Source organism: Planctomycetota bacterium, from assembly GCA_035574235.1.
Lineage (GTDB): Bacteria > Planctomycetota > MHYJ01 > MHYJ01 > JACPRB01 > DATLZA01.
Window position 1 is genome coordinate 1 of record DATLZA010000116.1, and the last position, 19,577, is coordinate 19,577.

Consider the following 19,577-nt stretch of genomic DNA (forward strand, 5'->3'; position numbering starts at 1 on the left):
TCTCCCCCGCCCCCGCCCACTCCCTCAGCAGAAAACGCCCCTTATAGTAAAGGCCTTTCCTTTATGTTCATCTTCCTCGCCGCCGCCCTCCTCCAGGACCCTTGGACCGACTTCCCCCGCCTCGCCGCCGACCCCAACCCCGGCCGGCGCACCCAAGCCGTCGAATCCCTCCGCCCCTTCCGAAACCTCCGCATGGCTCAGGCCCTCCTCCCCCTCCTCGGCGACCCCCACCCCCGCGTGCGCCTCCGCGCGTCCGAAGCCCTCCGGGAAACCGACCCGACCGGACTCGCCTTCCTCGCCCGAACCGGCCTGCGCCATCCCTCCCCCCTCGTCCGCCGGGAAACCTGCGCCGTCCTGGCCGCCGCCGCCTCCGCCGACGCGCGGCCCATGCTCCTCGAACGCCTGGCCGACCCCGACCCCTCCGTCCGCGGAGCCGCCGCGGCCGCCCTGGCCGCCTTCCCCGACCCGGACGCCGCCCGCCGCCTCGAAGAGGCTTTCCGCCACGAACGCGACTGGCCCCTGCGCGCCTTCGGACTCGAAACCCTTGCCCGCCGGGATCCCGACCGGGCCGCCGCCCTCCTCGAAGAGGCCGCCCGCGACCGCCACCCCCACGTGCGCCTCGTGGCCGCCGAAACCGCCGCCCGCCGCGGCTCCGCGGAAACCCTCGCCGAACTCCTCGCCGACCCCGACTGGCGCGTCCGCTCCGCCGCCGCCCAGGCCGCCGCTGCGCGGGGCGAGCCCGCCCTCGCGGGCCCCCTCATCGAGCGCCTCGGCCGCGAAAAGGGCCGCCTCCGCGCCGAATGCGCCGACGCCCTCCGGCGCCTCACGGGCAAAGACCTCGGCCTCGAGCCCGGCCCCTGGAAGGCCTGGTGGGAGGCCCGGTCCCAGACACCGGCCGCCCCGCCCGCCCGGGAATCCCGCGTTTCCTTCTTCGACATCCCCGTCCTCTCCGACCGCCTCCTCTTTCTCATCGACCTGTCCGGCTCCATGCGCGAACCTTCCCCCGGCGGCGGAACGAAACTCGACGCCGCCCGCCGCGGCCTCCTCGAAACCCTCCGCGCCCTCCCGCCGGCGACCCGATTCGGCATCGTGGGCCTGGGCTGCGACGACGAGGGACGCTCCCTCGACCCCGAAAAGAAAACCTGGCAGGGGCGCCCCGTCCTTCTGCCCGCCCTGCCGGCCGTCAAGGCCGACGCCGAACGCTGGCTGGCCGCCCTCGAGGCCCGCGGCTGGACCGACCTTTACGACGGGATCGCCCGCGCCTTCGAGGCTCCCGACGTGGACACGATCTACCTCTACTCCGACGGCGGAGCCTCCAAGGGCACGTTCGTCGCCGCCTCCGACATCCTCTCCCAGGTCGCCGCCCTCAACCGCTTCCGCCGGATCGTGATCCACGCCGTCGAAGTGCCCGCCGATCGGATCCTTCCCGACAACCGCCGGCTGCTGCGCCGCCTGGCCGAAGACTCCGGCGGGACCTTCCGCCCCGCCGCCCCCGATCCCGCGAGCAAGCGCCGTTGAACGCGCCCCAGGCCGCGGTTGCGGAACGCGCCGCCGCGCAGTACAATCGTGGCGAATGCCGACGCGGAGCATCCCCGTCCTGACGGACGAACAGCTCATCGAGCTCCTCAAGAAAGGCGATCGGAAGGCGGGCGACGCCCTCGTCCAGCGCCACCACCGCCTCGTGGCCCGCGCGGTCTACGAGGTGGTCCGCGACCTGGCGGCCGTGGAAGACCTCATCCAGGAAATTTTCATGAAGGCCTTCCGGAAGGTGGACCTCTACAACCCCGCGCAGGGAAAGTTCACCGTCTGGCTGACGACCGTGGCCCGGCACGAGGCGATCAACCACCTGCGGCGCCTGAAGCGATCCCGCCACGTGTCGCTCGAAGACACGGCCCCCGAGGGAGGATTTTCGCCCATCGAGCGGCCCAGCCAGCAGGTCTCCAAGCGCGAAACCTGGGGCAAGGTGATCGAGGCCATTCACCGCCTCCCCGAGCCCGCCCGCACGATCCTGATCCAGCGGATCCTGGAGTCCAAGCCCTTCGACCACATCGCCAAGCTCCTCAAGCAGCCGGTCGACACGGTCAAGACGATCTACTACCGCAACACCGAATCGCTGAGGAAGCGGCTGGGAATCCCGGGGCTCTGACCGAACGCTACGGCGACGACCGGGCCTCGGCCTCTTCGCGCTTGCGCCGCCGCTCTTCCTTTCCGGCCGGATCGTCCGGGAGCCCCTCGGTCTTGGAGCCGGCTTTCCGCACGAAGAGCCGGAAGCCTTCCGCGCCGATCGCCCGCGCGAAGTCGGCCGCCGTCGCCGTGCCGAACGGTTCCAGGACCAGACCCGTCCACCGCTCGCCCGGGCCTCCCCCGCCCGTGTGGCCCAGCAACGACGCCCCCCGCCGGTCGGTGAACCGGATGAGGTATTCGATCCTCAGGAGCTGCGGGGTGGCGTTCTTGAGACGCACCCGCACGCCGTAATCGCCTCCGGCGCTGTGGCGGAAAATCTCGTCCACGACCACGGCGTCCTCGAGATACGAGTCCCCTTCCTCGGTTCCGAGGTTCGGCCATTCGACGCTCTTGGCGATCGGGCGCGTCCGGTCCGTGTCGAGCTCCGCCGTGCGCGGCGTCCGGCCGATCGGCATTTCGATCTCGGTCCCCTCGGGGCCCGGCTCGGCGGCGGGCTCCTCGGGCGGTCGGACGGACTCGCCGTAACAGCCGATCGCCAGGACCAGCGCCGGGAGGGCGACGTGCCGCATGGAACGCTCCTTCATTGAGGCTTCAGGGAAGCCGTAAACGTCCGGAACCTCTGCGTGCGCGCGGGCTCCACCGGGAGGGCGGCCGCCCCGCGCTTGCGGATCTCTTCCTCGATCGCCTGCACCCGGCCCTGGAGGCCCGGGTGCGTCCCCCACGCGCCTCCCTTCTGAGGCAGCCGGGCGATGAATTCCTTGTACGCCGTGGGCGAATACCGCACGCCTTCCCGCGTGAGCAGATCCACCGCCATCCGGTCGGCGGCCAGCTCCTCCTCGCGGCCGTAGCCCTTGGAGACCGCGTCGTACATTTCCGCCGTGGCCTTCCCGAAGACGGGCGCCGCCTCCTGGGCGGTCTTCAGCCAGCGCTCCGTGTCCGACCGGCCGAGGGCGCCGGCGATGCCGGCCGCCAGCCCCGCCAGAGCCTGGAACTCCTGGGCGAACTCCATCAGGCCCGTCCGCTCGGCCGCCGCCTGCGCGGCGATCTCCGGATGCCGCAGGCACACGTGCGCGATCTCGTGCGCCAGCACCCCGGCCAGCTCGTCCTCGTTCTTCATCGCCCGGAGCGCGCCCTTCGTCACGAAGATGAACCCGCTCGCCCCGGCGAACGCGTTGATGTCCTCGGAGTCCAGGATTCCGAACGTGTACCCCCGAAACGTCTCCGGCCGGTCCGACTCCAGCGCGATCGTGGCCCCCACGAGGTTGACGTACTCCTCGAGGGCGCGATCGGGAGAAAGCCCGTCCCGCTCGATCGCCAGAGCCGCGACGCTGCGGCCCATGAAGTACTCCTGGCTCTCGGTGAGCTTGGGCGCCGGACGGCAGGCCGACGCCGCGACGGCCACCCCCAAAACCCCCGCGATCCCGAAGCGCATATCCTCTTCCCTACTTGACGGAGGCGAACTCGCCGAGCTTGCCGGCCTGGCGGAATTCCTGGAGGCGCCGCTCCAGCGCCGCCCGGTCCGTCGCGTAGGGCCGGCGATTCATGAGCCCGTCGAGTTCCTGATAGGCCTTCTCCCGCGCCGCGCCCCCCTGCGAGCGGTATTCGCGCTCCGTCTCGGGATTGAGCCCGCGCTGGCCTTCCAGCCCCTGGGCGGCCAGGGCCTTTCCCTCCTTCTCGTCGGCGGCGCTGCGCTTGAACTTCTCCGGCGGCACGATCGTCCCCGAGAGAAGATAAGCCACCAGCCCGTCCCGGCGCGCCCGCACTTTGACGAATCTCCCCTCCGCGCCGAGCTCGATCACTTCCTCGCCGTCGTCCGCCTTCCGCACGACGCCGCTGACGCGGCTGGGCCCCCGGTAGAACCAGGCGTCCTTGACCTGAACCTTGCGCAGGTTCCGGGCTTCTTCGCCCCCCGCCGGCGGAGGGGAGGAGGGATCCTGAGGCCCCAGGAGCATCGTCGCAAGAACGATCGCAAGACCCATCGCATGGAATTCTAGAGCACCGTCCGCGATTCTGTCCAGAAATCGCGCGGAACCGCCTACTTCGATTCCATCTGGTAGGCCCCGTCCCAGTCCCCCGGAGGGGGCTCGGAACGATACCGCTCACACAGCGCCCGGTAGACTTCGGACGCGGCGTCTCCCTCCCGGGCCAGCCCGGCGAAGACCGCGGACGCCTCGCCGAACCGGCGCGCCCGGAAGTCCGCCAGCGCCGCCTCGAACCTCCGGGCGGCCTCTTTCCGCCCGGCCGCCTCTTCCCCGTCCGGAGCCCAGATCTCGAAGACCCGCACCGGCCGGCTCTTGCCCTTCACCCGGAGAAGCGCCAGCTCCCGGCCTTCGACCGTCCCGCGCGCGGAGATCCAGGTCGCCTCGCTCACGAGAATCTCCGTCCCGAACTCCTTGTTGGCTCCCTCCAGCCGGGACGCCAGGTTCACCTCGTCCCCGATCGCGGTGTAATTGACCTGGCCCCGCGCGCCCATGTCCCCCACGGTGGCCACGCCCGTGTTGATCCCGATCCGGGCGCGCATCTCGGGGAGGCCCCGTTCCCGCATCCGGGCCGCCAGCGCCCGCAGCCGCCGCTGCGCCCCCACCGCCGCCCGGCACGCCCGGGCGGCGTGGTCGGGCTGCTCGATCGGGTCGTTCCAGAAGGCCATGATGGCGTCCCCGATGTACTTGTCGATCGTCCCCTCGGCGGCGAAGATCTCCGCGGCCGCCTCGTCATGGTAGGCGCTCACGAGCCGCACGAGCTCCTGGGGGTCGATCTTCTCGGAAAGCGCCGTGAATCCGGCGAAATCCATGAAGAAGATCGTGAGGGTCTTGCGCTCGCCCTCGAGACGCAGGGCGTCCGGCTGGGCCAGGATTTTCTCCACCACCTGGGGCGCCACGTACCGCTGAAACTCCCGCTTGATGCGCCGGCGCTGGCGGCCTTCGATGAGGAAATTGACGGCGCTCGCGGCCGCGTAGGAGAAAATCCCCGCCCCCAGCGGAGCCACGAGATCCACCGCCCAGCCCGCGCGGTAAAGAGCCGTGGCCCCCGCCGCCCCGCCGAACAGCGCCCCCGCCGCCAGCGCCCCTCCCGCCGCCGCGGACGCCAGCCGCGTCCCGATCGCCACCCCGAAGGCGAGAACCACCAGCCCCAGAACGGACCCCCACCCCGGCGCCTCGCGCAGCGGCACGCCCCCCAGAAGATTCGCCAGGGCCACGGCGTGAATCTCCGGCCCGGGCATGACCGGCGACACCGGCGTCACCCGGAGATCCGTCAGGCCCGAAGCGCTCACGCCGAACACGACGATCTTCCCGGACAGTTCCTCCGGGCGGAACGGCGCCGCCGGAGCCCCCTCGCCGGGCGCCATGGCGTTGATCACGTTCCACGCCGCCCGCCAGGGAAACGCCGTCCCCGGACGGTAGTAGCGCAGAAGAATCGTGCCGTCCGGCTCGACCGGAAACGACCGGCGGCCCGCCGTCAGAACGCGATCCCGGATCCGCACCCGCGAGGTCCCTTCGCGCGCCAGGAGCGCCGCCAGGGCCATCGAGGGATAGTCGCGTCCCCGGTAGCGGTAGATCAGCCGGTACCGGCGGATGACCCCGTCCCGATCGCGGGGATTCGAGATTCCGGAGAAGCCGCGCGCCGCGCGCGCGAACTCGGGACTCGGAAGCCGCACGTCCTCGAAGGACTCCTCGAGCGCCACGCTCCCGTCGGAGTCCACCTCGATCGCCCCGCGGGCGAGAATCTCCGGCTCCCACGGACGAAGCTTCCGCGGAGGCGCCTTCTCCCGGAAGGAAGCCGCCAGGTACGCGGGCGGGGCCCGCCGGAGCGCCTCCTCCAGCTTATCCGGGTCCGGACCCGCCTCGTGAAGGAGGATGTCGAAGAGGATCGCCGCCGCCCCGCCGCGCGCGGCGGCCTCGACGACCAGCGCGTAAAGCTCGCGGTCCCACGGCCAGGACATCTTGGCGTGCTCTTCGACGAGCGCCAGCGTCTCGTCGGTCACCATGACGAGAACGATCTCCCCGCCCGCGGGAGGATCGCCGGCGGGAAGGGTGAAGCGGGCGCGCAGATCGCGCGTGCCGAGCTCCCAGGGTTCCAGAAGCCCCGCCCGATCGAGAAGCGCCGCCAGAAGGGCCGAACCGGCCCCGACGGCCAGGGCCCCCGCGAGCCGACCCATGATCACCGGAACTTGACGCAGATGGCGGTCAGGTCGTCCTCCTGGACGACGCCGCCCGAGAAGCGGTCGAATTCGTAGAAGAGCGCGCCCAGGACGTAGGCGGCGGGCTTGGCCCCCTCAGCCTGAAGGACCGAAACGATCCGGGCCAGGCCGAACTCCTCGCCGGCGGCGTTCTTCCCCTCCTCCAGGCCGTCCGTGTAGAGGAGGAGCACGTCCCCCGAGCGCGCCTCCACGGTCTGCGGGACGAGCTGAGCGTCGAAGACGTCGGGCGCCGCCATGCCGAGCATGAGGCCGCCCCCTTCGAGCCGCAGGGGCGCCGGCCCGCGGGCGGGGTTGTAGAGGAGGGGCGGATTGTGCCCGGCCCGGGCGCAGACGAGGGCGCGCGCGGCCGGATCGAAGACCACGACCGCCGCCGTCACGAAACTCGAGCGGTCCATGTCCTTGACCAGATCCGCGTTCGTCTTGCGCACGGCCGCGACGGGGTCGCCCATCTCCCCCAGGCGGATGGAGAGCACCTTCTTGGTCATGCCCATGAGAATGCCCGCCTCGATCCCGTGACCGGACACGTCGCCGATGACGAAGGCCACGCGCCCGGCGCCCAGATCCACGAAATCGAAGAAGTCGCCCGAAAGCTCCTCCGCGGGCCGGTAGGTGTAGGCGATGTCGCACCCGGCCACCTGCGGCGGCCGCGTGGGCAGAAGCTTGCGCTGCCGCGTGGCGGCGATCTTGACGCCCTTCTCGAGATGCGTGGCCCACTGGGCCTTCTCCTCCAGCTTCTGCACCTTGGTCTGAAGGGCTTCCACCCGGTTGACGGAGGCGGCGAGCTTGAGCTGATTGATCTCCCGGATCCGCGCCTCCAGCTCTTCCCGCGGCTGGTACCGCGGCTGGGCGGCCGTGTAGGAGCGGCACTCGAAGTTGAGGTGACGCCACACCTTTTCCACGGCCGCCTGGGCGATCGAGAGGCGCGAGGGAATCCGGACGGTATCCCTCAGCTCGCCGCAGAAAGGACACATCCAGCAGTGCTCGCGGTCCACCAGCTGCCAGAGGGCGTTCGATTCGAGCTCCCGGCGGATCTGCTGGAGTTCCCGGTCGAGCTTCTCGGCCGCCGCCGCCGCGTCCGCCGCCTTGGCGGGAAGCTGCGCGTCGGACAGGAGAATGGGCAGCCGCTGAACGTCCGCCCCCAGGAGCTTGAGGAATCCGCGGAACGACTCGGGCGGGCTCAGGACCACGAGCGCGTGTCCCTGGCTCCGGAGCGCCTGCGCGGCGTAGTACACGCTCCGGGTGAAGGCCATCGTGATCCCGGAGAGCGCGCTGCACTCCAGGGCCAGGCTGCGGAGCTGGAGAAACACGTGCTTCTGGAGCACCGCCAGAAGCTCGTCCGTGAAGCGCCCCCGGAGCGTGACCAGAAGAAACGGGTCCCGCTCCGCGGCGGTCACCTCGAACTCATTCGTCCGCGCGATCGTATCGTGGGACGGCGCTCCCGTGGACATAGGGCGGTCTCATTCTACCTCACGGCGGCCCCGCCAACTACCGAAAGCGGGACCTACTCCAGAAGCCGCCGGGGAATCTCGGAGATCGGCCGGATCGCGATGTTTCGATAGTAAACCTCCGCCCCCTCGGACTGGATCTGGATCCTTCCCCGGGTCAGCGGGACCTCCTTCCCGTCCGCCCGGTGCCGCAGGCCGGTCAGAACCAGGTTGGGCGTGCCGTTGACGACGTGCACCGCCGTCGGGCCCACGGCGTACACCTCCACGGTGTTCCACTCCGTCAGGCGGTCCATCCGCGGGTGCCGCACGATCCGGCTCGTCACGCCCGTCTGCTTCGGAGCCCCCTTGCGGTAGACCCATGGACTTTTGGGATTGGCCGGATCCAGCCGCTCCGCCTCCACATCCACGATCACGCCCGCCACGCTGAAGAAATCCCCGAAATCGTTCTCCTGGATCTGGCACTCGAAGGATTTCATCCAGAACGAGCTCTGCGCGCCGTGGGGCCCCACGCAGTGGTAGAGAAGCCCGCTGTCCCGGACCGCGTTCTCGCGCGGAGGCCATTTCTTCCGTCCCCATTTGACCTCCAGCCGCAGGTGGTAGTTCTCGAACTCCTCTTTCGTCGTCAACGCCCCCCAGATCTCCCCCGAAATGCGGATCGCCGGATAGCCCTCGAAGTCCACGACCGAGTAGACGCCCTTCGGATCCTTGTTGAGGCCCACGGGCTCGAGGTAATCCCCCTTCTCCGTGCGTTTGAGGCCCGGAACTTCAACCGAGCGGTGAGGCTTGCCGAGCCACGTGTCCCAGCCCTCGAGATCCTTGCCGTTGAACAGCGGACGCCAGCCTTCCCCTTCCTGGGCGATCCCCGGGGCCGCCAGCGTCATCCATGCGATCACCGCCGCCGCGTGTCTCATCGATTCGCCTCCGTCGATCAAAACGTCCTGAGCCGATCCCGCCGTTGCCAAAGCCGGCCGCCCGCGGTATAGTGCGACCCGCCGCCCACGGAAGGAGCCGCCATGCCGCATTCGATCGGGTTCATCGGTCTGGGCATCATGGGGTCCCCCATGGCCCGCCGCCTCGTCGAGGCGGGCCATCGCGTGACCGTGACCAACCGCACCGCCTCCAAGACCGCGCCCCTCGTGGAACGCGGCGCCCGCGCGGCCGCCACCCCCCGCGCCTGCGCCGAAGGGGCCGAGGTCGTCTTCTCGATCGTCACCGACGCGCCCGACGTCGAGGAAGTCCTGCTCGGCCCCCAGGGCGCCGCGCTCGGCGCGCGCCCCGGGACGCTCTTCATCGACATGTCCACGATCGATCCCGAGGCGGCGCGCCGCATCGGCCGCGCCCTGCGGGAACGCGGCTTCCGGTTCCTGGACGCCCCCGTCACGGGCGGCGACGTCGGGGCGCGCGAAGGGACCCTCTCGATCCTCGTGGGCGGCGAAGCGGCCGACCTCGAGCGCGCCCGCGGACTCCTCGAAATCCTCGGCAAGCGCATCACCCACTGCGGCCCCCAGGGCGCCGGCCAGACCGTCAAGGCCTGCAACCAGATCCTGTGCGCCCTCAACATGATCGGCCTGTGCGAAGCCCTGATCCTGGCGCGCCGCTCGGGGGTGGACCCCGCGCTCGTCGTCGAGGCGCTCGTTCCCGGGGCGGGCGGCTCCTGGGCGCTCGAAAAACTCGGGCCGCGCATCGCCCGCGGCGACTTCGCGCCGGGCTTCATGATCGACCTTCTGCAGAAAGACCTGCGCATCGTGCTCGAAACCGCGGAACGCCTGGGCCTCCCCCTCGAGGGAGCGGGCCTGGCCCGCCGGCTCTTCGCCGACAACCAGACCCACGGGGAAGGACGTCTCGGAACGCAGGCGCTTTTCAAGGTCTACGAGCGCCTCGCCGGGGGGGCCTGAGCCTACCGCGTCGCCACCGCCAGCTCCCGGTGCAGGCGCGCCCGCAGCTCCGGAATCTCCTTCTCCAGCGCCCGCTCCAGGCGCTCCCGCTCGTCCCGCCGCAGCCGCGGGAACGCCAGAACCCCGACCTTCTCGAGCGTCTGGCGCGCCCGCGGGTGCACCTGCGCCCACAATGCCCTCAGGTCGTCCACCCGATCGCGCACGAGAAGCTCCCGCGCGTACGCCCGCTCGAAGATCCGCCCGAGCCCCGCCGCGAGGTCCGCCTCCTTCCCCCGCACCAGACCCCGGACGACGAACGCCCCCGCGTAGGTCAAAAGTCCCGCCGCGCCGAAAAGCGCCGCCGTCAGCCACGCTTCCGCCCGCGCCAGGATCGACACCGCTCCCGCCAGGCCGCCGAGGAGCGCCCCGAGGACCACCAGCCCCCAGAGCGTCCGGCGGAACCGGCGCGCCTCCCGCCCGGCCTCGTCGATCACCCGCGCGTGCATGAGAAGCCGGCGCGCGTGGTCCTCGAGCTGCGTGATGAGATTGTCCACCCGCCGGGCCGGCGCCCTCCGGATCTCCCGCACCAGCTCCTCCCGCGCCGCCTCGAAATCCCGCGACGGCAAAGCCGGCGGACGCGCCCCTTCCACCGGCACGAAGGTCGTAAAAATATGCGGCAGATCCTTCCGCGGAATCACCTTCCCCAGGTTCCAGCAGAGCGCCCCGTAGGCCCGCGCGAAATCCTGAAGGCTCTCGAAGCGGTCCATCTTGTTCATCACGATGAGCAGCTTGTGGTCGATGCCCTGGAGCGACTGCGTGAAGACCTCGAGCGTCTCTCCCGTCGTTCCCGGCTTCTCGGGATCGAAAAAAACGAGCACCACGTCCGCCCGCTCCGCGAACCAGCGCACCACCCCCGCGAAATCGTAGCCCCGGCCCGATCCTTCCCGCGCCGCGTCGATCATCCCCGGCGAGTCCACCAGCGTCACCTCGCGCAGGAACGGGATCGGTCGCAGCTTCAGACGGAAATGAGACAGAAGCTCCGGACCGAAGCTGCGAAGCCCGCCGTACGGCAGCGAGGGGTTGGATGACGCCGCCGCCCCGTCCCGGTCCTCCTCCGTTCCCCCGAAGGCCAGCACCGTGAACGCGTCGTCGGTCGGCGCCAGGCCCGTCTTCTGCACCGGCGCCCCCAGCACGTAGTTGATGAAGGTGGACTTTCCCGAGGAGTGGTTGCCGAGAAAAAGCACCGTGGGCGGACCGGCGAGCTCCCCCTCCCCCGGCCGCCGCTCGAACGCGTATTTCTCGTCCAGCGGATCGACCGCCTCGTGATAAATCCTCCGGACCGCCCCTGCGATGTCGTCCAAGAGCTGTCGCACGCCGCTATTCTCCCCGCCGGTTCCGCCTTCGACAATCTTTTCCGTGCCGAACGATCCCGCCGGATCTTACCATAGGAGGCGCCATGATGGCGTGCCTCCTGCTTCTCGCGGCCTCCCAGGCGGCGCCCCTGGCGCCCGAAGAGTCCGCCCGCCGCCTCAACCTGCCGGAAGGCTTTCGCGCGACGGTCTTCGCCGCGGAACCCGATCTGGTCCAGCCCATCGCCTTCGCCCTGGACGACCGGGGTCGCGTCTGGGCGGTCGAGTCCCGCTCGTATCCGGACTGGCTCCCGCCGGGAACCGAAGGCCGCGACCGCATCCTCATCTTCGAGGACCGCGACGGCGACGGCCGCTTCGACTCCCGCCGCGTCTTTCACGACCGGCTGGCCAACGTCTCCGGCCTCGCGCTCGGCTTCGGCGGCGTATGGCTCTGCGCGACTCCGTATCTTCTCTTCATCCCCGACCGCGACGCCGACGACCGCCCGGACGGCCCGCCGGAGATCCTCCTGGACGGCTGGAACCTGAAGGGCCGCCACAACGTGGCCAGCAAGCCGAGCTGGGGACCCGACGGCTGGCTCTACGGAGGCCACGGGATTCTCTCGACGTCCCTCGTGGGCCCGCCGGGGGCGCCCGACGGCGCGCGCACCGCGATCAACTGCGGCGTCTGGCGCTATCATCCCGTCCGCCGCCGCTTCGAAGCCGTGGCCCACGGCACCACCAACCCCTGGGGACTCGACTGGGACGAAGCGGGCGAGCTCTTCATCACCAATTGCGTCATCCAGCATCTCTGGCACGTGGTCCCGGGGGCGCATTACGAACGGATGTACGGCCAGGACGTCACGGCCCCGAACCTCTACGCCCTCATGCCGGCCGCGTCCGATCATCTCCACTGGGCCGGCGGACGCTGGCAGGACGCCCGCGGCCAGGAACGCCACCTCGAGCACGGCGGCGGCCACGCCCATGCGGGAGCCCTGATCTACCTGGAGGACACGTGGCCCGCGCGGTATCGGGGAACGCTTTTTACGGTCAACCTTCACGGCCGCCGCGTCCAGAACGACCTTCTGGAGCCGCGGGGCTCCACCTACCGGGGCCGCCACGGCCCCGACTTCCTCCGGGCGGAAGACCCCTGGTTCCGCGGCCTGGATCTTCAGGCCGGACCGGACGGAAACGTCTTCCTCTCCGACTGGAACGACACGGGCGAATGCCACGACTACGACCGCGCCGAGACCGAAACCGGACGCCTTTTCAAAATCTCGTACGGTCCGTCCCGCCGTGTCGAAGTCGACCTCGCCCGCGCCGCGGACGCCGATCTGGTGGCGCGGCTCGCCGGCCGGGCCGAGTGGTTCGCCCGGCGGGCCCGCCGGATCCTTCAGGAGCGCGCCGCGGAGGGACGGCTCGAAGCGGGTACGATCCGGGCCCTCGAAGCGAGGTTCCGCGCCGAAACGTCCGCCCCGCGGAAGCTTCGCGTCCTCTGGGCGCTCCACGCCACGGGAGGGCTTTCGGAGGCGCTCCTGGCGGAAGCGCTCGCGGTTCCCGAGGAAGACGTGCGCGCCTGGGCCCTGAGGCTGGCCGCCGACCTGGGCCCTCCTCCCGAGTCCCTGCGCCCGCTCCTGCTCGAACGGGCCGAGCGGGATCCCTCGCCGCGCGTGCGCCGCGCCCTCGTGGAGGTTCTCCGGCGCCTTCCCCCGCGCGAGCGGTTTCCGATCGCCGAGCGCCTGGCGGTCCGGGCGGAAGATGCGGAAGATCCGCACCTCCCGCTCCTGCTCTGGTATGCCCTCGAGCCGGCCGCCGCCGCCGACCCGGCGCGCGCCGCGGAGCTTCTCTCCCGGACGCGCTGGCCGCTGCTGCGCCGCTTCCTCGCCCGCCGGCTCGCCTCCTACTGAGGAAGCTCGGGAACCGCGTCGATCCCCGGCGGACGCTTGTCGCCCGTCAGCGTCCGGAGAAAGGCGATCAGATCTTCCTTCTCCGAGTCCGTCAGCTTGATGGGCTGCATGAAGATCGAAAGATTCCGCGGCTTGGGGTTCAGGGCCGGCGCCTTTTCGTAGTGGTCGATGACCTCCCGCAGCGTCCGCATCGACCCGTCGTGCATGTAGGGGGCCGTCAGGGCGATGTTGCGCAGCGTCGGGGTCTTGAACGCGCCGTAATCTTCCTCCCGTCCGGTGACCTTCATGCGTCCCGGATCGCCGTCCCCGAGTCCCAGGTTGTGGAACCGGTTGTCGCTGAAATTCGGGCCGGAATGGCACGTGGCGCACCGGCCCTTGCCGGTGAAGATCTCCAGGCCCCGCTTGGCCGCCTCGCCGATGGCCGAATCGTCCCCCCGCGCATAGCGGTCGAAGGGGGAATCCAGGTCCACCACCGTCCTTTCGAAGGCCGCGATCGCCCGGGCGACCGTGTCGAGCGTGGCCGGCCCGCCGAACACTTCCTGGAAGCGTTTCCGATAACCGGGGATGGAGTTGAGCACCTGGAGCATCCGCTCGGGCGACGCGTTCATCTCGTCCGGACTCATGATCGGCCCCTTGGCCTGCTCCTCGAGGGTCGCCGCCCGGCCGTCCCAGAACTGGGAGGTGTAGTAGGCCGCGTTCAGAACCGTGGGCGTCGCGCGCCCGAGGCCCTTGTGATGGAATCCCAACCCCTTGGGCAACCCGTCCGCCCAGCCGAGCGCGGGATTGTGACACGTGGCGCACGATATGACGCCGTTGCCGGAAAGCCGCGGGTCCCAGTAAAGCATCCGGCCCAGCTCGACCTTCGCGGGCGTCCGGGGATTGTCTTCCGGATCCCTCACCGGCCGCAGCGGCCCGAGGAAGGCCGGAAGATCCCGGGGCTCCCGGCGCGATTCCTCCTGCGCGCGCGCCCCGCCCAGGGCGGGCGCCGCCGCGGCCAGAACCAGCAGAAATGAGCGGACCGTTCGGACCATGAATCCCTCCATCCAACGCATCCCAGAAAAACGCTCCCGTCGGGCTCCATATTCCCCGCCCGCGCGCTCCTGTCAAGCCCCCGTTCGAGCGAAATACTCCCCTCGAAAAGCTGGAATTGAACCTGAAGATGAGATAAAATTTTCCCGCGACCGGGGAAAATCGGCGGCCGTTCTAAAAGAGGGGAGGGATCGAACGCTTGAACTCCGGATCCCGTCTGCTCGTGGCCGACGACGACGTCGTCATTCTCGAACTCATCCGCGGCCTGCTGAAGGGGCGCGGCTACGGCGTCGAGACGTGCACCGACGGGCCGACGGCCCTGAAGCTCCTGTGCGAAAAGCCCTTCTCCCTGGCCGTCCTGGATCTCGACATGCCGGGACGCACGGGACTGGACGTCGGGCTGGAGCTGCGCCGCCGGGGAAAAGACACGCCGATCCTTTTCATCTCCGGCAACTTCTCTCCGGAGACGCTTCGGGCGTGCCGCAGCCTTCCGCGTTCGGAATGCCTGGAAAAGCCCTTCAACGTGGCGGTGTTTCTCGACGCGGTGGCGAAAGGCGTCGAGCTCTGCGACGGGTCGGCGGCGCCTCAGCCCCCAGCGTCCGGGCGATAAGTCCCAGGATGTGCGCACATCGCCGCAACGGCGGCCCTCCCTCGGCCTCCCCGCATTCCTCCGCCCCCTCCGCGCAGACCGCCGCGCACAACCGCTCCACGCGCTTCCCGCGAGGGGAACGGCGCAGGAGAAAATCGGCCGCCACCTGGCAAAGCTCCGCGCAGTCCTGAAGGAGCGTCACCCGCGAATCCGAAACGTCCCCGCGCCGCGAGACCCGATCCAGAATCGCCTCGAGACATGCGTCGTATCCCGTCAGGCAGAGATCCGCGCGTCTTCGCCGCAGGAGCCCCGATCCCCGAACCGCCGGCAGCGCCCCCATGCTTCGCGTCCTCTCCCCTCTTGAGCCGGAAGCCGCGGAGCCCGTTATCGCCTCTTCCCGGCTTGCCTCCCGGACGTGGGACGTTTCCTCGGCGTTCGAGGGAACCGGCCTCGCCCGCCGCCTTCGCGAAGCCGGCGTGCGGCGACTCTGGGTGCGCCCCGTGGACGCGCGCTCCGGAGACGGCGATCGCGCGCTCGAAGAGATGGCGGCGGCCGGGAAGGAAACCGTTGAGAGACGCCGGGCGGCCTGAAGCCCCCTCTCACGGAACGGCGGTCACCGCGGCCAGCGACGGCCGCAGCGCCAGGACCGGCACGCCCGCGCCGCGCAGCACGCGCTCGGTCACGCTGCCGGCCGCCAGGCGCGCCAGCCCCGTCCGCCCGTGCGTGGTCATCGCGATGAGATCCGCCGGACGCCGCCGGGCCGTCGCCAGGATCATCGTGGCGGGATCGCCCTCCTCCACGAGCGTCTCCGTCGCCACGGCCGCTTCCGCCAGGAGGCGCGCCGCCTGGGACAGGTCGCGCTCGGCTTCTTCCCGCTCCGCGCCCGCCGGGCCCGGCTCGACCACGCGCAGGAGCACCACGCGCGCCCGGACGATCGAAGCCAGCTCGCGCACCCACGGGAGGACGCCGCGGGCCAGGCCGCTCCCGTCCAGCGGAACAAGAACCGTGCGCAGGGCGTGCTCCGCCCCCGGCGCCCACGCGTCCCCCCGCGGCGGCAGGAGCGGCCGGATCGCCAGGACCGGAACCACGCTCTCCCGCAGCACCCGCTCCGTAACGCTGCCGAAAAGCGCGCGCTCGATCCCGGTGCGCCCGTGCGTGGACATCGCGACGAGGTCCGCGTACTCCTCCGCCGCGACGTCGGAGATGACCCGCAGGGGCGCCCCCACCCGCACGAAGGTCCGGACCAGGAACCCCTGCCCCGTCAGGCGCTCGGCGACGGAGGCCAGATGCCGCTCCGCCGCCCCCCGCTCCTCGCTCAGAAGCTCCGCCAGCGGCTCCACCGCGGCCGGCGTCACGGCGCGCACCAGAAAGAGCTGCACTCCGCTGCGACGGACCAGGGGACGGAGATACGGAAAGATGGCCTCGGAAACCGGAGATCCATCCAGGGGAAGAAGGACGCGCTGAAACATGGAGGGCCTTCCCTCTCCGAGAGCCCCCGGACGGAGGCGACGTTACGCGTCCCTCCCGGAGTCAGCGAACGAAGTCGTCCACCGCGCGCCGGACTCCGGCCGGATACGGCCGCTCCTCCGTGCGCGCCGCGGCGAAGATCTCGAGGAATTCCTTCGCCAGCCCGGGCCGTTCCGCCGCCCGATCCGTCGTCTCGAAAGGATCCTCTCCGAGGTCGTACAGTTCGAGCGGCGCCTCCGGCCGCGGACGGATCGCCTTCCAGTTCCCTCGCAGCGCCGCCTGGGCCAGGCCGTCGCGGAAGGGATACTCCCAGTAGAGGCAGCCCGGTCGCGTCCCCGGCAGCTCCCGAAGAACCGGCGCGAAGGAAACGCCGTCGATCCCGGCCGGAGGCTTCACCCCCGCCAGATCGGCCGCCGTGGGGAGAACATCCCAGAACGCCGTCGTGCGGTCCGTCACCGCGCCGGCCGGCACGCGACCGGGCCCCCACGCGATCAGGGGCACGCGGAGGCCGCCTTCGTAGAACTGCCCCTTCGCGCCGCGCAGGCCGCCGGTTCCCCGGAAGAATTCCACGAGCGCCTGCCAGGGCGCCCCTCCCTGAGCGCCGTTGTCGGAGGTGAAAAAGACGAACGTGCGGTCCGCAATTCCCAGCTCCCGAAGAAGCGACAGGACCTCTCCCACCGCCCGATCGAGACGGCCGACCATGCCCGCGAAGGTCGCATAGGCGTCCTCCGACCCGCGATATCCCGGCCGGGGATCCGGGACCGCCCTCCGGGGAAACCGGCCGCGATACGGGGCTTCCGAATCCTCCGGCACGGCCAGTTCGACATGGGGCAGGGTGTACGCGAGGTACGCGAAGAACGGCCGGTCCTTGCGGCGGCGGATGAAATCGAGAGCCCGCTCGTGAATCGCGTCGTGAACGTACCGGCCCGCGCGGCGGCCTTCGTTCTCGGGAAGAAGGCGTCTTTCAAAGTTGTCCCAGACCCAGTACGGGTAGTGGAAGTGGGCGTGCATCTGATCGAGCTGTCCGAAAAACTCGTCGAATCCCTGCCGCAAGGGATGCCCGGGACTCTCCGGACGGTTCCCCAGGCCCCATTTCCCGAACAGTCCCGTCGCGTAGCCGGCGGGCTTGAGCACCTCGGCCATCGTGACGTCCTCGGAATGAAGGTATCGATCGCCGCCGTTGGCCCGGACGGGCGTGTGGCCCGTGTGCTGTCCGGTCATGAGCGCGGACCGCGAGGGGGCGCAGACGGAGGATCCGGCATACGCGCGGACGAAGCGAAGTCCCTCGGCCGCCATGCGATCGAGGTTGGGCGTGCGGATTTTTTCCTGCCCGTAACACCCCAGATGCCCGTACCCAAGGTCGTCGGCCACGATGAGGACGAGGTTCGGCCGGCGGCCGGCCGCCTCCTCCGGCGCCGGGGGGGCTCCGCAGCCGGCGAGCGTCACGGCGAAAAGGGCGCGCACCCAGGAATGCATGGCTTCCCTATAAACCCTTCGCCGCGGAAGCGGTTTCGGGGGATCCCGTTCCGGCGCCGCCGTCTTTCCCGAGGAAAAGCCCTCCCGTAACGCACCCCGTCGCCCGGGACTCCCTAGGCAAGGAGACCTCTATGCCTCCGGTCCGGGACCCCGACCTCTTCGACCGCATCCTGCTCGCCCTGGACGGCTCCCCGCTGGCCGAAGCCATTCTTCCCCAGGTGCGCCGGGTGCTGAAGCTGCGCGACTCGGAAATCCTGGTCGTGCGCGCCTACAGCCCGCCGCTTCCGGCCGGCGACTTCGCCTACCCGCCGATGATCGACGCGGCGGAACGGGAGGCGCGCGAGTACGTGGAAGGAATCGTGCGCCGCCTGGCCGACCAGGGGGCGCGGGCGCGCGCCGTCGTGCGACAGGGCGCCGCCGCCGACGTGATCCTGGAAACGGCGGAGCGGGAAGGAGCGAGCCTCATCGCGATGTCCACGCACGGCCGTACGGGCCTGGCGCGCTGGATCTTCGGAAGCGTCGCCGAGAAGGTCCTCCGCGCGAGCCCCGTGCCCGTCCTTCTCGTGCGCTCCTTCGAACGCGGCGCCGGCGGCCGGCCGAGGCCGCGCGCGGCGGAGGAGATCTTCATCGGTCGCGTGCTCGTCCCCCTGGACGGCAGCGAGTTCTCGCTCCGCGCGCTTCCCCACGCCGCGTCCCTGGCGGAGCTTTTCGAGGCGGACGTCCTCCTCCTTCACGTCACGGGCCCGGAGGAAACTCCGCGCCCGCGGGCCGAATCGGTTCTCGAACGCGCGGCCGCCCAGCTGGCGACCCGCGGGCTCGGCGTGGACATCCGGGTGCGCCGGGGAGATCCGGCCTCCGAGATCCTGGAAGCCTGCCGCGCCGAACGGGCCGACGCCGTCGCCATGGCCACGCACGGCCGCTCGGGCCTTTCCCGCTGGACGCTGGGCAGCGTCACCGAAAAGGTCCTGCGGGGCGCGGAGGTTCCTCTCCTGGTGACTCCCCCGCCGGCCTCCGCGGCGGCGGCGCGGGCCGCGTCCTGACCGTGGACCCTACCCCGTGCGGCGACGCGGCGCTCCGCCGCGCGGCTTTGAAATCCGCTCGACCACCTCGCCGGCCACCCGCTCGCCCCCCGCGCGCGCCAGCTTCCCGAGCGAGACGATGCCCAGGAGCGCGCCCTGGGCGTCCACGACGAAGGCGCGGTGCTGCCGCTTCTCCTCCATGAGCCGGACGGCGTCCGCGAGGCTCTGATCCTCCGAGCAGCATACGGGGTCCGGGTTCATCACCTCGCGCACGCGGGTCTGGCCGGGGTCGCGGCCCTCGGCGGCCAGGCGCAGCGTGATCTCGCGGTCGGTCAGGACGCCCACGATCTTTCCGTCCTCGCAGACCGCCAGCGATCCGAGGTCCTCGGACTTCATTTTCTCGGCCGCCTCGCGGACGGTGACGTCGGGAGGCACGATTTCGACGGCGGGCGTCATGATGTCCCGAAGCTTGCGGCCGGCGGATTTCCGTGGGGACATGGCGGAACACCTCCAAGCAGGGCCGATGGAAAACGAGAGCCAGGCCCGCCGCGTAAGTCCCCACGGGGAAGACCGTCGATCGCTCTTCGGCTTCCGCGCGTGGACCTCAACGGTCGGGTCCAGCTCTCACCCCGGAGATCCCGCACGGGGACGGGGTGTTACGTCCGCCGGAACGCCTTCCGCCCCTTACCACCGATCCCGCGCCTCGGCGAACCCGCGGCTCCGGGCGCAGTGAGCGGAGCAGTAGATGGCCCCTCCCGCTTCGACGCCGTGGCCCACGATCTTCAGGCCGCAGCGCGCGCACGCCGGCGCGAGCACGTGAATCGCGCACTCGAAGCAATCGAACGTGTGGGTCACTCCCGACAGGACGATCTGCATGGGCTTGTCGTAATCGTTTCCGCAGGCTTCGCAACGGAGCGTCATGGGAACCTCCCTCTGCCATCGGGACTCGCGGCCGACGGCACTTCCCGTCGAGCCTCCGCCCGGCCCCTCCGTTACGGATCATTCCCTCTCCAACTTGTGTTCTTTCTTTTTTTTCACTCTCA

Annotated in this window: 18 protein-coding genes; 6 read left to right on the forward strand and 12 right to left on the reverse strand. The window is 70.5% G+C overall.

Going from position 1 to position 19,577, the window contains the following annotated elements; all coding sequences use genetic code 11:
- Positions 1-63 precede the first annotated feature (63 nt).
- Both VNO22_10700 and VNO22_10705 read left to right on the forward strand, forming a co-directional pair.
- Positions 64-1,518 (forward strand): HEAT repeat domain-containing protein, encoded by a 1,455-nt coding sequence (locus VNO22_10700; protein HXG61835.1) that lies wholly within the window; start codon positions 64-66, stop codon positions 1,516-1,518.
- A 55-nt stretch (positions 1,519-1,573) separates the two neighbouring features.
- A complete protein-coding gene (locus tag VNO22_10705) occupies positions 1,574-2,146 on the forward strand; it encodes an RNA polymerase sigma factor (protein ID HXG61836.1) in 573 nt (190 codons plus the stop codon).
- Positions 2,147-2,153: 7 nt separating this feature from the next.
- Here the strand turns inward: VNO22_10705 and VNO22_10710 are convergent, their stop codons facing one another.
- From VNO22_10710 to VNO22_10735, 6 genes are read right to left on the reverse strand one after another with little or no spacing between them, the layout of a single operon-like run.
- A complete protein-coding gene (locus tag VNO22_10710) occupies positions 2,154-2,753 on the reverse strand; it encodes a hypothetical protein (protein ID HXG61837.1) in 600 nt (199 codons plus the stop codon).
- A gap of 11 nt (positions 2,754-2,764) precedes the next feature.
- Positions 2,765-3,616 (reverse strand): M48 family metalloprotease, encoded by an 852-nt coding sequence (locus VNO22_10715; GenBank protein HXG61838.1) that lies wholly within the window; start codon positions 3,614-3,616, stop codon positions 2,765-2,767.
- A 10-nt stretch (positions 3,617-3,626) separates the two neighbouring features.
- Positions 3,627-4,163 carry a hypothetical protein gene (locus VNO22_10720; GenBank protein ID HXG61839.1) on the reverse strand — a complete coding sequence of 179 codons (537 nt, stop codon included), beginning with the start codon at positions 4,161-4,163 and terminating at the stop codon, positions 3,627-3,629.
- Positions 4,164-4,219: 56 nt separating this feature from the next.
- Entirely contained in the window at positions 4,220-6,340 is a 2,121-nt protein-coding gene (locus tag VNO22_10725) for an adenylate/guanylate cyclase domain-containing protein (GenBank protein HXG61840.1), read from the reverse strand.
- Positions 6,341-6,342: 2 nt separating this feature from the next.
- On the reverse strand, positions 6,343-7,830 hold the full coding sequence (locus VNO22_10730; GenBank protein HXG61841.1) for a PP2C family protein-serine/threonine phosphatase: 1,488 nt from the start codon (positions 7,828-7,830) through the stop codon (positions 6,343-6,345).
- A 53-nt stretch (positions 7,831-7,883) separates the two neighbouring features.
- Positions 7,884-8,738, reverse strand: a complete 855-nt coding sequence (locus VNO22_10735; GenBank protein HXG61842.1) for a DUF1080 domain-containing protein — start codon at positions 8,736-8,738, stop codon at positions 7,884-7,886.
- 102 nt (positions 8,739-8,840) lie between these two features.
- On the opposite strand from VNO22_10735, the gene VNO22_10740 reads away from it, so the two are divergent.
- Positions 8,841-9,722 (forward strand): NAD(P)-dependent oxidoreductase, encoded by an 882-nt coding sequence (locus tag VNO22_10740; GenBank protein ID HXG61843.1) that lies wholly within the window; start codon positions 8,841-8,843, stop codon positions 9,720-9,722.
- Positions 9,723-9,724: 2 nt separating this feature from the next.
- Here VNO22_10740 and VNO22_10745 read toward each other — a convergent pair whose 3' ends face one another.
- Positions 9,725-11,074 (reverse strand): dynamin family protein, encoded by a 1,350-nt coding sequence (locus tag VNO22_10745; GenBank protein HXG61844.1) that lies wholly within the window; start codon positions 11,072-11,074, stop codon positions 9,725-9,727.
- A gap of 83 nt (positions 11,075-11,157) precedes the next feature.
- Here VNO22_10745 and VNO22_10750 point away from each other — a divergent pair, with 83 nt between their 5' ends.
- Entirely contained in the window at positions 11,158-12,954 is a 1,797-nt protein-coding gene (locus VNO22_10750; GenBank protein ID HXG61845.1) for a PVC-type heme-binding CxxCH protein, read from the forward strand.
- Here VNO22_10750 and VNO22_10755 read toward each other — a convergent pair.
- Positions 12,948-13,985, reverse strand: a complete 1,038-nt coding sequence (locus VNO22_10755) for a cytochrome-c peroxidase (protein HXG61846.1) — start codon at positions 13,983-13,985, stop codon at positions 12,948-12,950. The two genes, VNO22_10750 and VNO22_10755, sit on opposite strands and share 7 nt — an antisense overlap.
- A 197-nt stretch (positions 13,986-14,182) precedes the next feature.
- On the opposite strand from VNO22_10755, the gene VNO22_10760 reads away from it, so the two are divergent.
- Positions 14,183-14,593: a response regulator gene (locus tag VNO22_10760; GenBank protein ID HXG61847.1), complete on the forward strand. Its 411-nt coding sequence runs from the start codon at positions 14,183-14,185 to the stop codon at positions 14,591-14,593.
- A 578-nt stretch (positions 14,594-15,171) separates the two neighbouring features.
- Here VNO22_10760 and VNO22_10765 read toward each other — a convergent pair.
- Both VNO22_10765 and VNO22_10770 read right to left on the reverse strand, forming a co-directional pair.
- On the reverse strand, positions 15,172-16,041 hold the full coding sequence (locus VNO22_10765) for a universal stress protein (protein HXG61848.1): 870 nt from the start codon (positions 16,039-16,041) through the stop codon (positions 15,172-15,174).
- Between the two features lie 61 nt (positions 16,042-16,102).
- Positions 16,103-17,515, reverse strand: a complete 1,413-nt coding sequence (locus tag VNO22_10770; protein HXG61849.1) for an arylsulfatase — start codon at positions 17,513-17,515, stop codon at positions 16,103-16,105.
- A 131-nt stretch (positions 17,516-17,646) separates the two neighbouring features.
- On the opposite strand from VNO22_10770, the gene VNO22_10775 reads away from it, so the two are divergent.
- Positions 17,647-18,555, forward strand: a complete 909-nt coding sequence (locus VNO22_10775) for a universal stress protein (protein HXG61850.1) — start codon at positions 17,647-17,649, stop codon at positions 18,553-18,555.
- A 9-nt stretch (positions 18,556-18,564) separates the two neighbouring features.
- Here VNO22_10775 and VNO22_10780 read toward each other — a convergent pair whose 3' ends face one another.
- Positions 18,565-19,032 (reverse strand): CBS domain-containing protein, encoded by a 468-nt coding sequence (locus tag VNO22_10780; GenBank protein HXG61851.1) that lies wholly within the window; start codon positions 19,030-19,032, stop codon positions 18,565-18,567.
- A gap of 186 nt (positions 19,033-19,218) precedes the next feature.
- Complete coding sequence (locus VNO22_10785; GenBank protein ID HXG61852.1) at positions 19,219-19,455, reverse strand: hypothetical protein; 237 nt, start codon at positions 19,453-19,455, stop codon at positions 19,219-19,221.
- Between the last annotated feature and the right edge of the window lie 122 nt (positions 19,456-19,577).

Bases quoted from the DNA above. Each gene is read 5' to 3' on its own strand.
- VNO22_10700 (HXG61835.1), top strand. From the start codon at position 64: ATGTTCATCTTCCTCGCCGCCGCCCTCCTCCAGGACCCTTGGACCGAC.
- VNO22_10705 (HXG61836.1), top strand. From the start codon at position 1,574: ATGCCGACGCGGAGCATCCCCGTCCTGACGGACGAACAGCTCATCGAG.
- VNO22_10710 (HXG61837.1), bottom strand. From the start codon at position 2,753: ATGCGGCACGTCGCCCTCCCGGCGCTGGTCCTGGCGATCGGCTGTTAC.
- VNO22_10715 (HXG61838.1), bottom strand. From the start codon at position 3,616: ATGCGCTTCGGGATCGCGGGGGTTTTGGGGGTGGCCGTCGCGGCGTCG.
- VNO22_10720 (HXG61839.1), bottom strand. From the start codon at position 4,163: ATGGGTCTTGCGATCGTTCTTGCGACGATGCTCCTGGGGCCTCAGGAT.
- VNO22_10725 (HXG61840.1), bottom strand. From the start codon at position 6,340: ATGGGTCGGCTCGCGGGGGCCCTGGCCGTCGGGGCCGGTTCGGCCCTT.
- VNO22_10730 (HXG61841.1), bottom strand. From the start codon at position 7,830: ATGTCCACGGGAGCGCCGTCCCACGATACGATCGCGCGGACGAATGAG.
- VNO22_10735 (HXG61842.1), bottom strand. From the start codon at position 8,738: ATGAGACACGCGGCGGCGGTGATCGCATGGATGACGCTGGCGGCCCCG.
- VNO22_10740 (HXG61843.1), top strand. From the start codon at position 8,841: ATGCCGCATTCGATCGGGTTCATCGGTCTGGGCATCATGGGGTCCCCC.
- VNO22_10750 (HXG61845.1), top strand. From the start codon at position 11,158: ATGATGGCGTGCCTCCTGCTTCTCGCGGCCTCCCAGGCGGCGCCCCTG.
- VNO22_10755 (HXG61846.1), bottom strand. From the start codon at position 13,985: ATGGTCCGAACGGTCCGCTCATTTCTGCTGGTTCTGGCCGCGGCGGCG.
- VNO22_10765 (HXG61848.1), bottom strand. From the start codon at position 16,041: ATGTTTCAGCGCGTCCTTCTTCCCCTGGATGGATCTCCGGTTTCCGAG.
- VNO22_10770 (HXG61849.1), bottom strand. From the start codon at position 17,515: ATGCATTCCTGGGTGCGCGCCCTTTTCGCCGTGACGCTCGCCGGCTGC.
- VNO22_10775 (HXG61850.1), top strand. From the start codon at position 17,647: ATGCCTCCGGTCCGGGACCCCGACCTCTTCGACCGCATCCTGCTCGCC.
- VNO22_10780 (HXG61851.1), bottom strand. From the start codon at position 19,032: ATGTCCCCACGGAAATCCGCCGGCCGCAAGCTTCGGGACATCATGACG.
- VNO22_10785 (HXG61852.1), bottom strand. From the start codon at position 19,455: ATGACGCTCCGTTGCGAAGCCTGCGGAAACGATTACGACAAGCCCATG.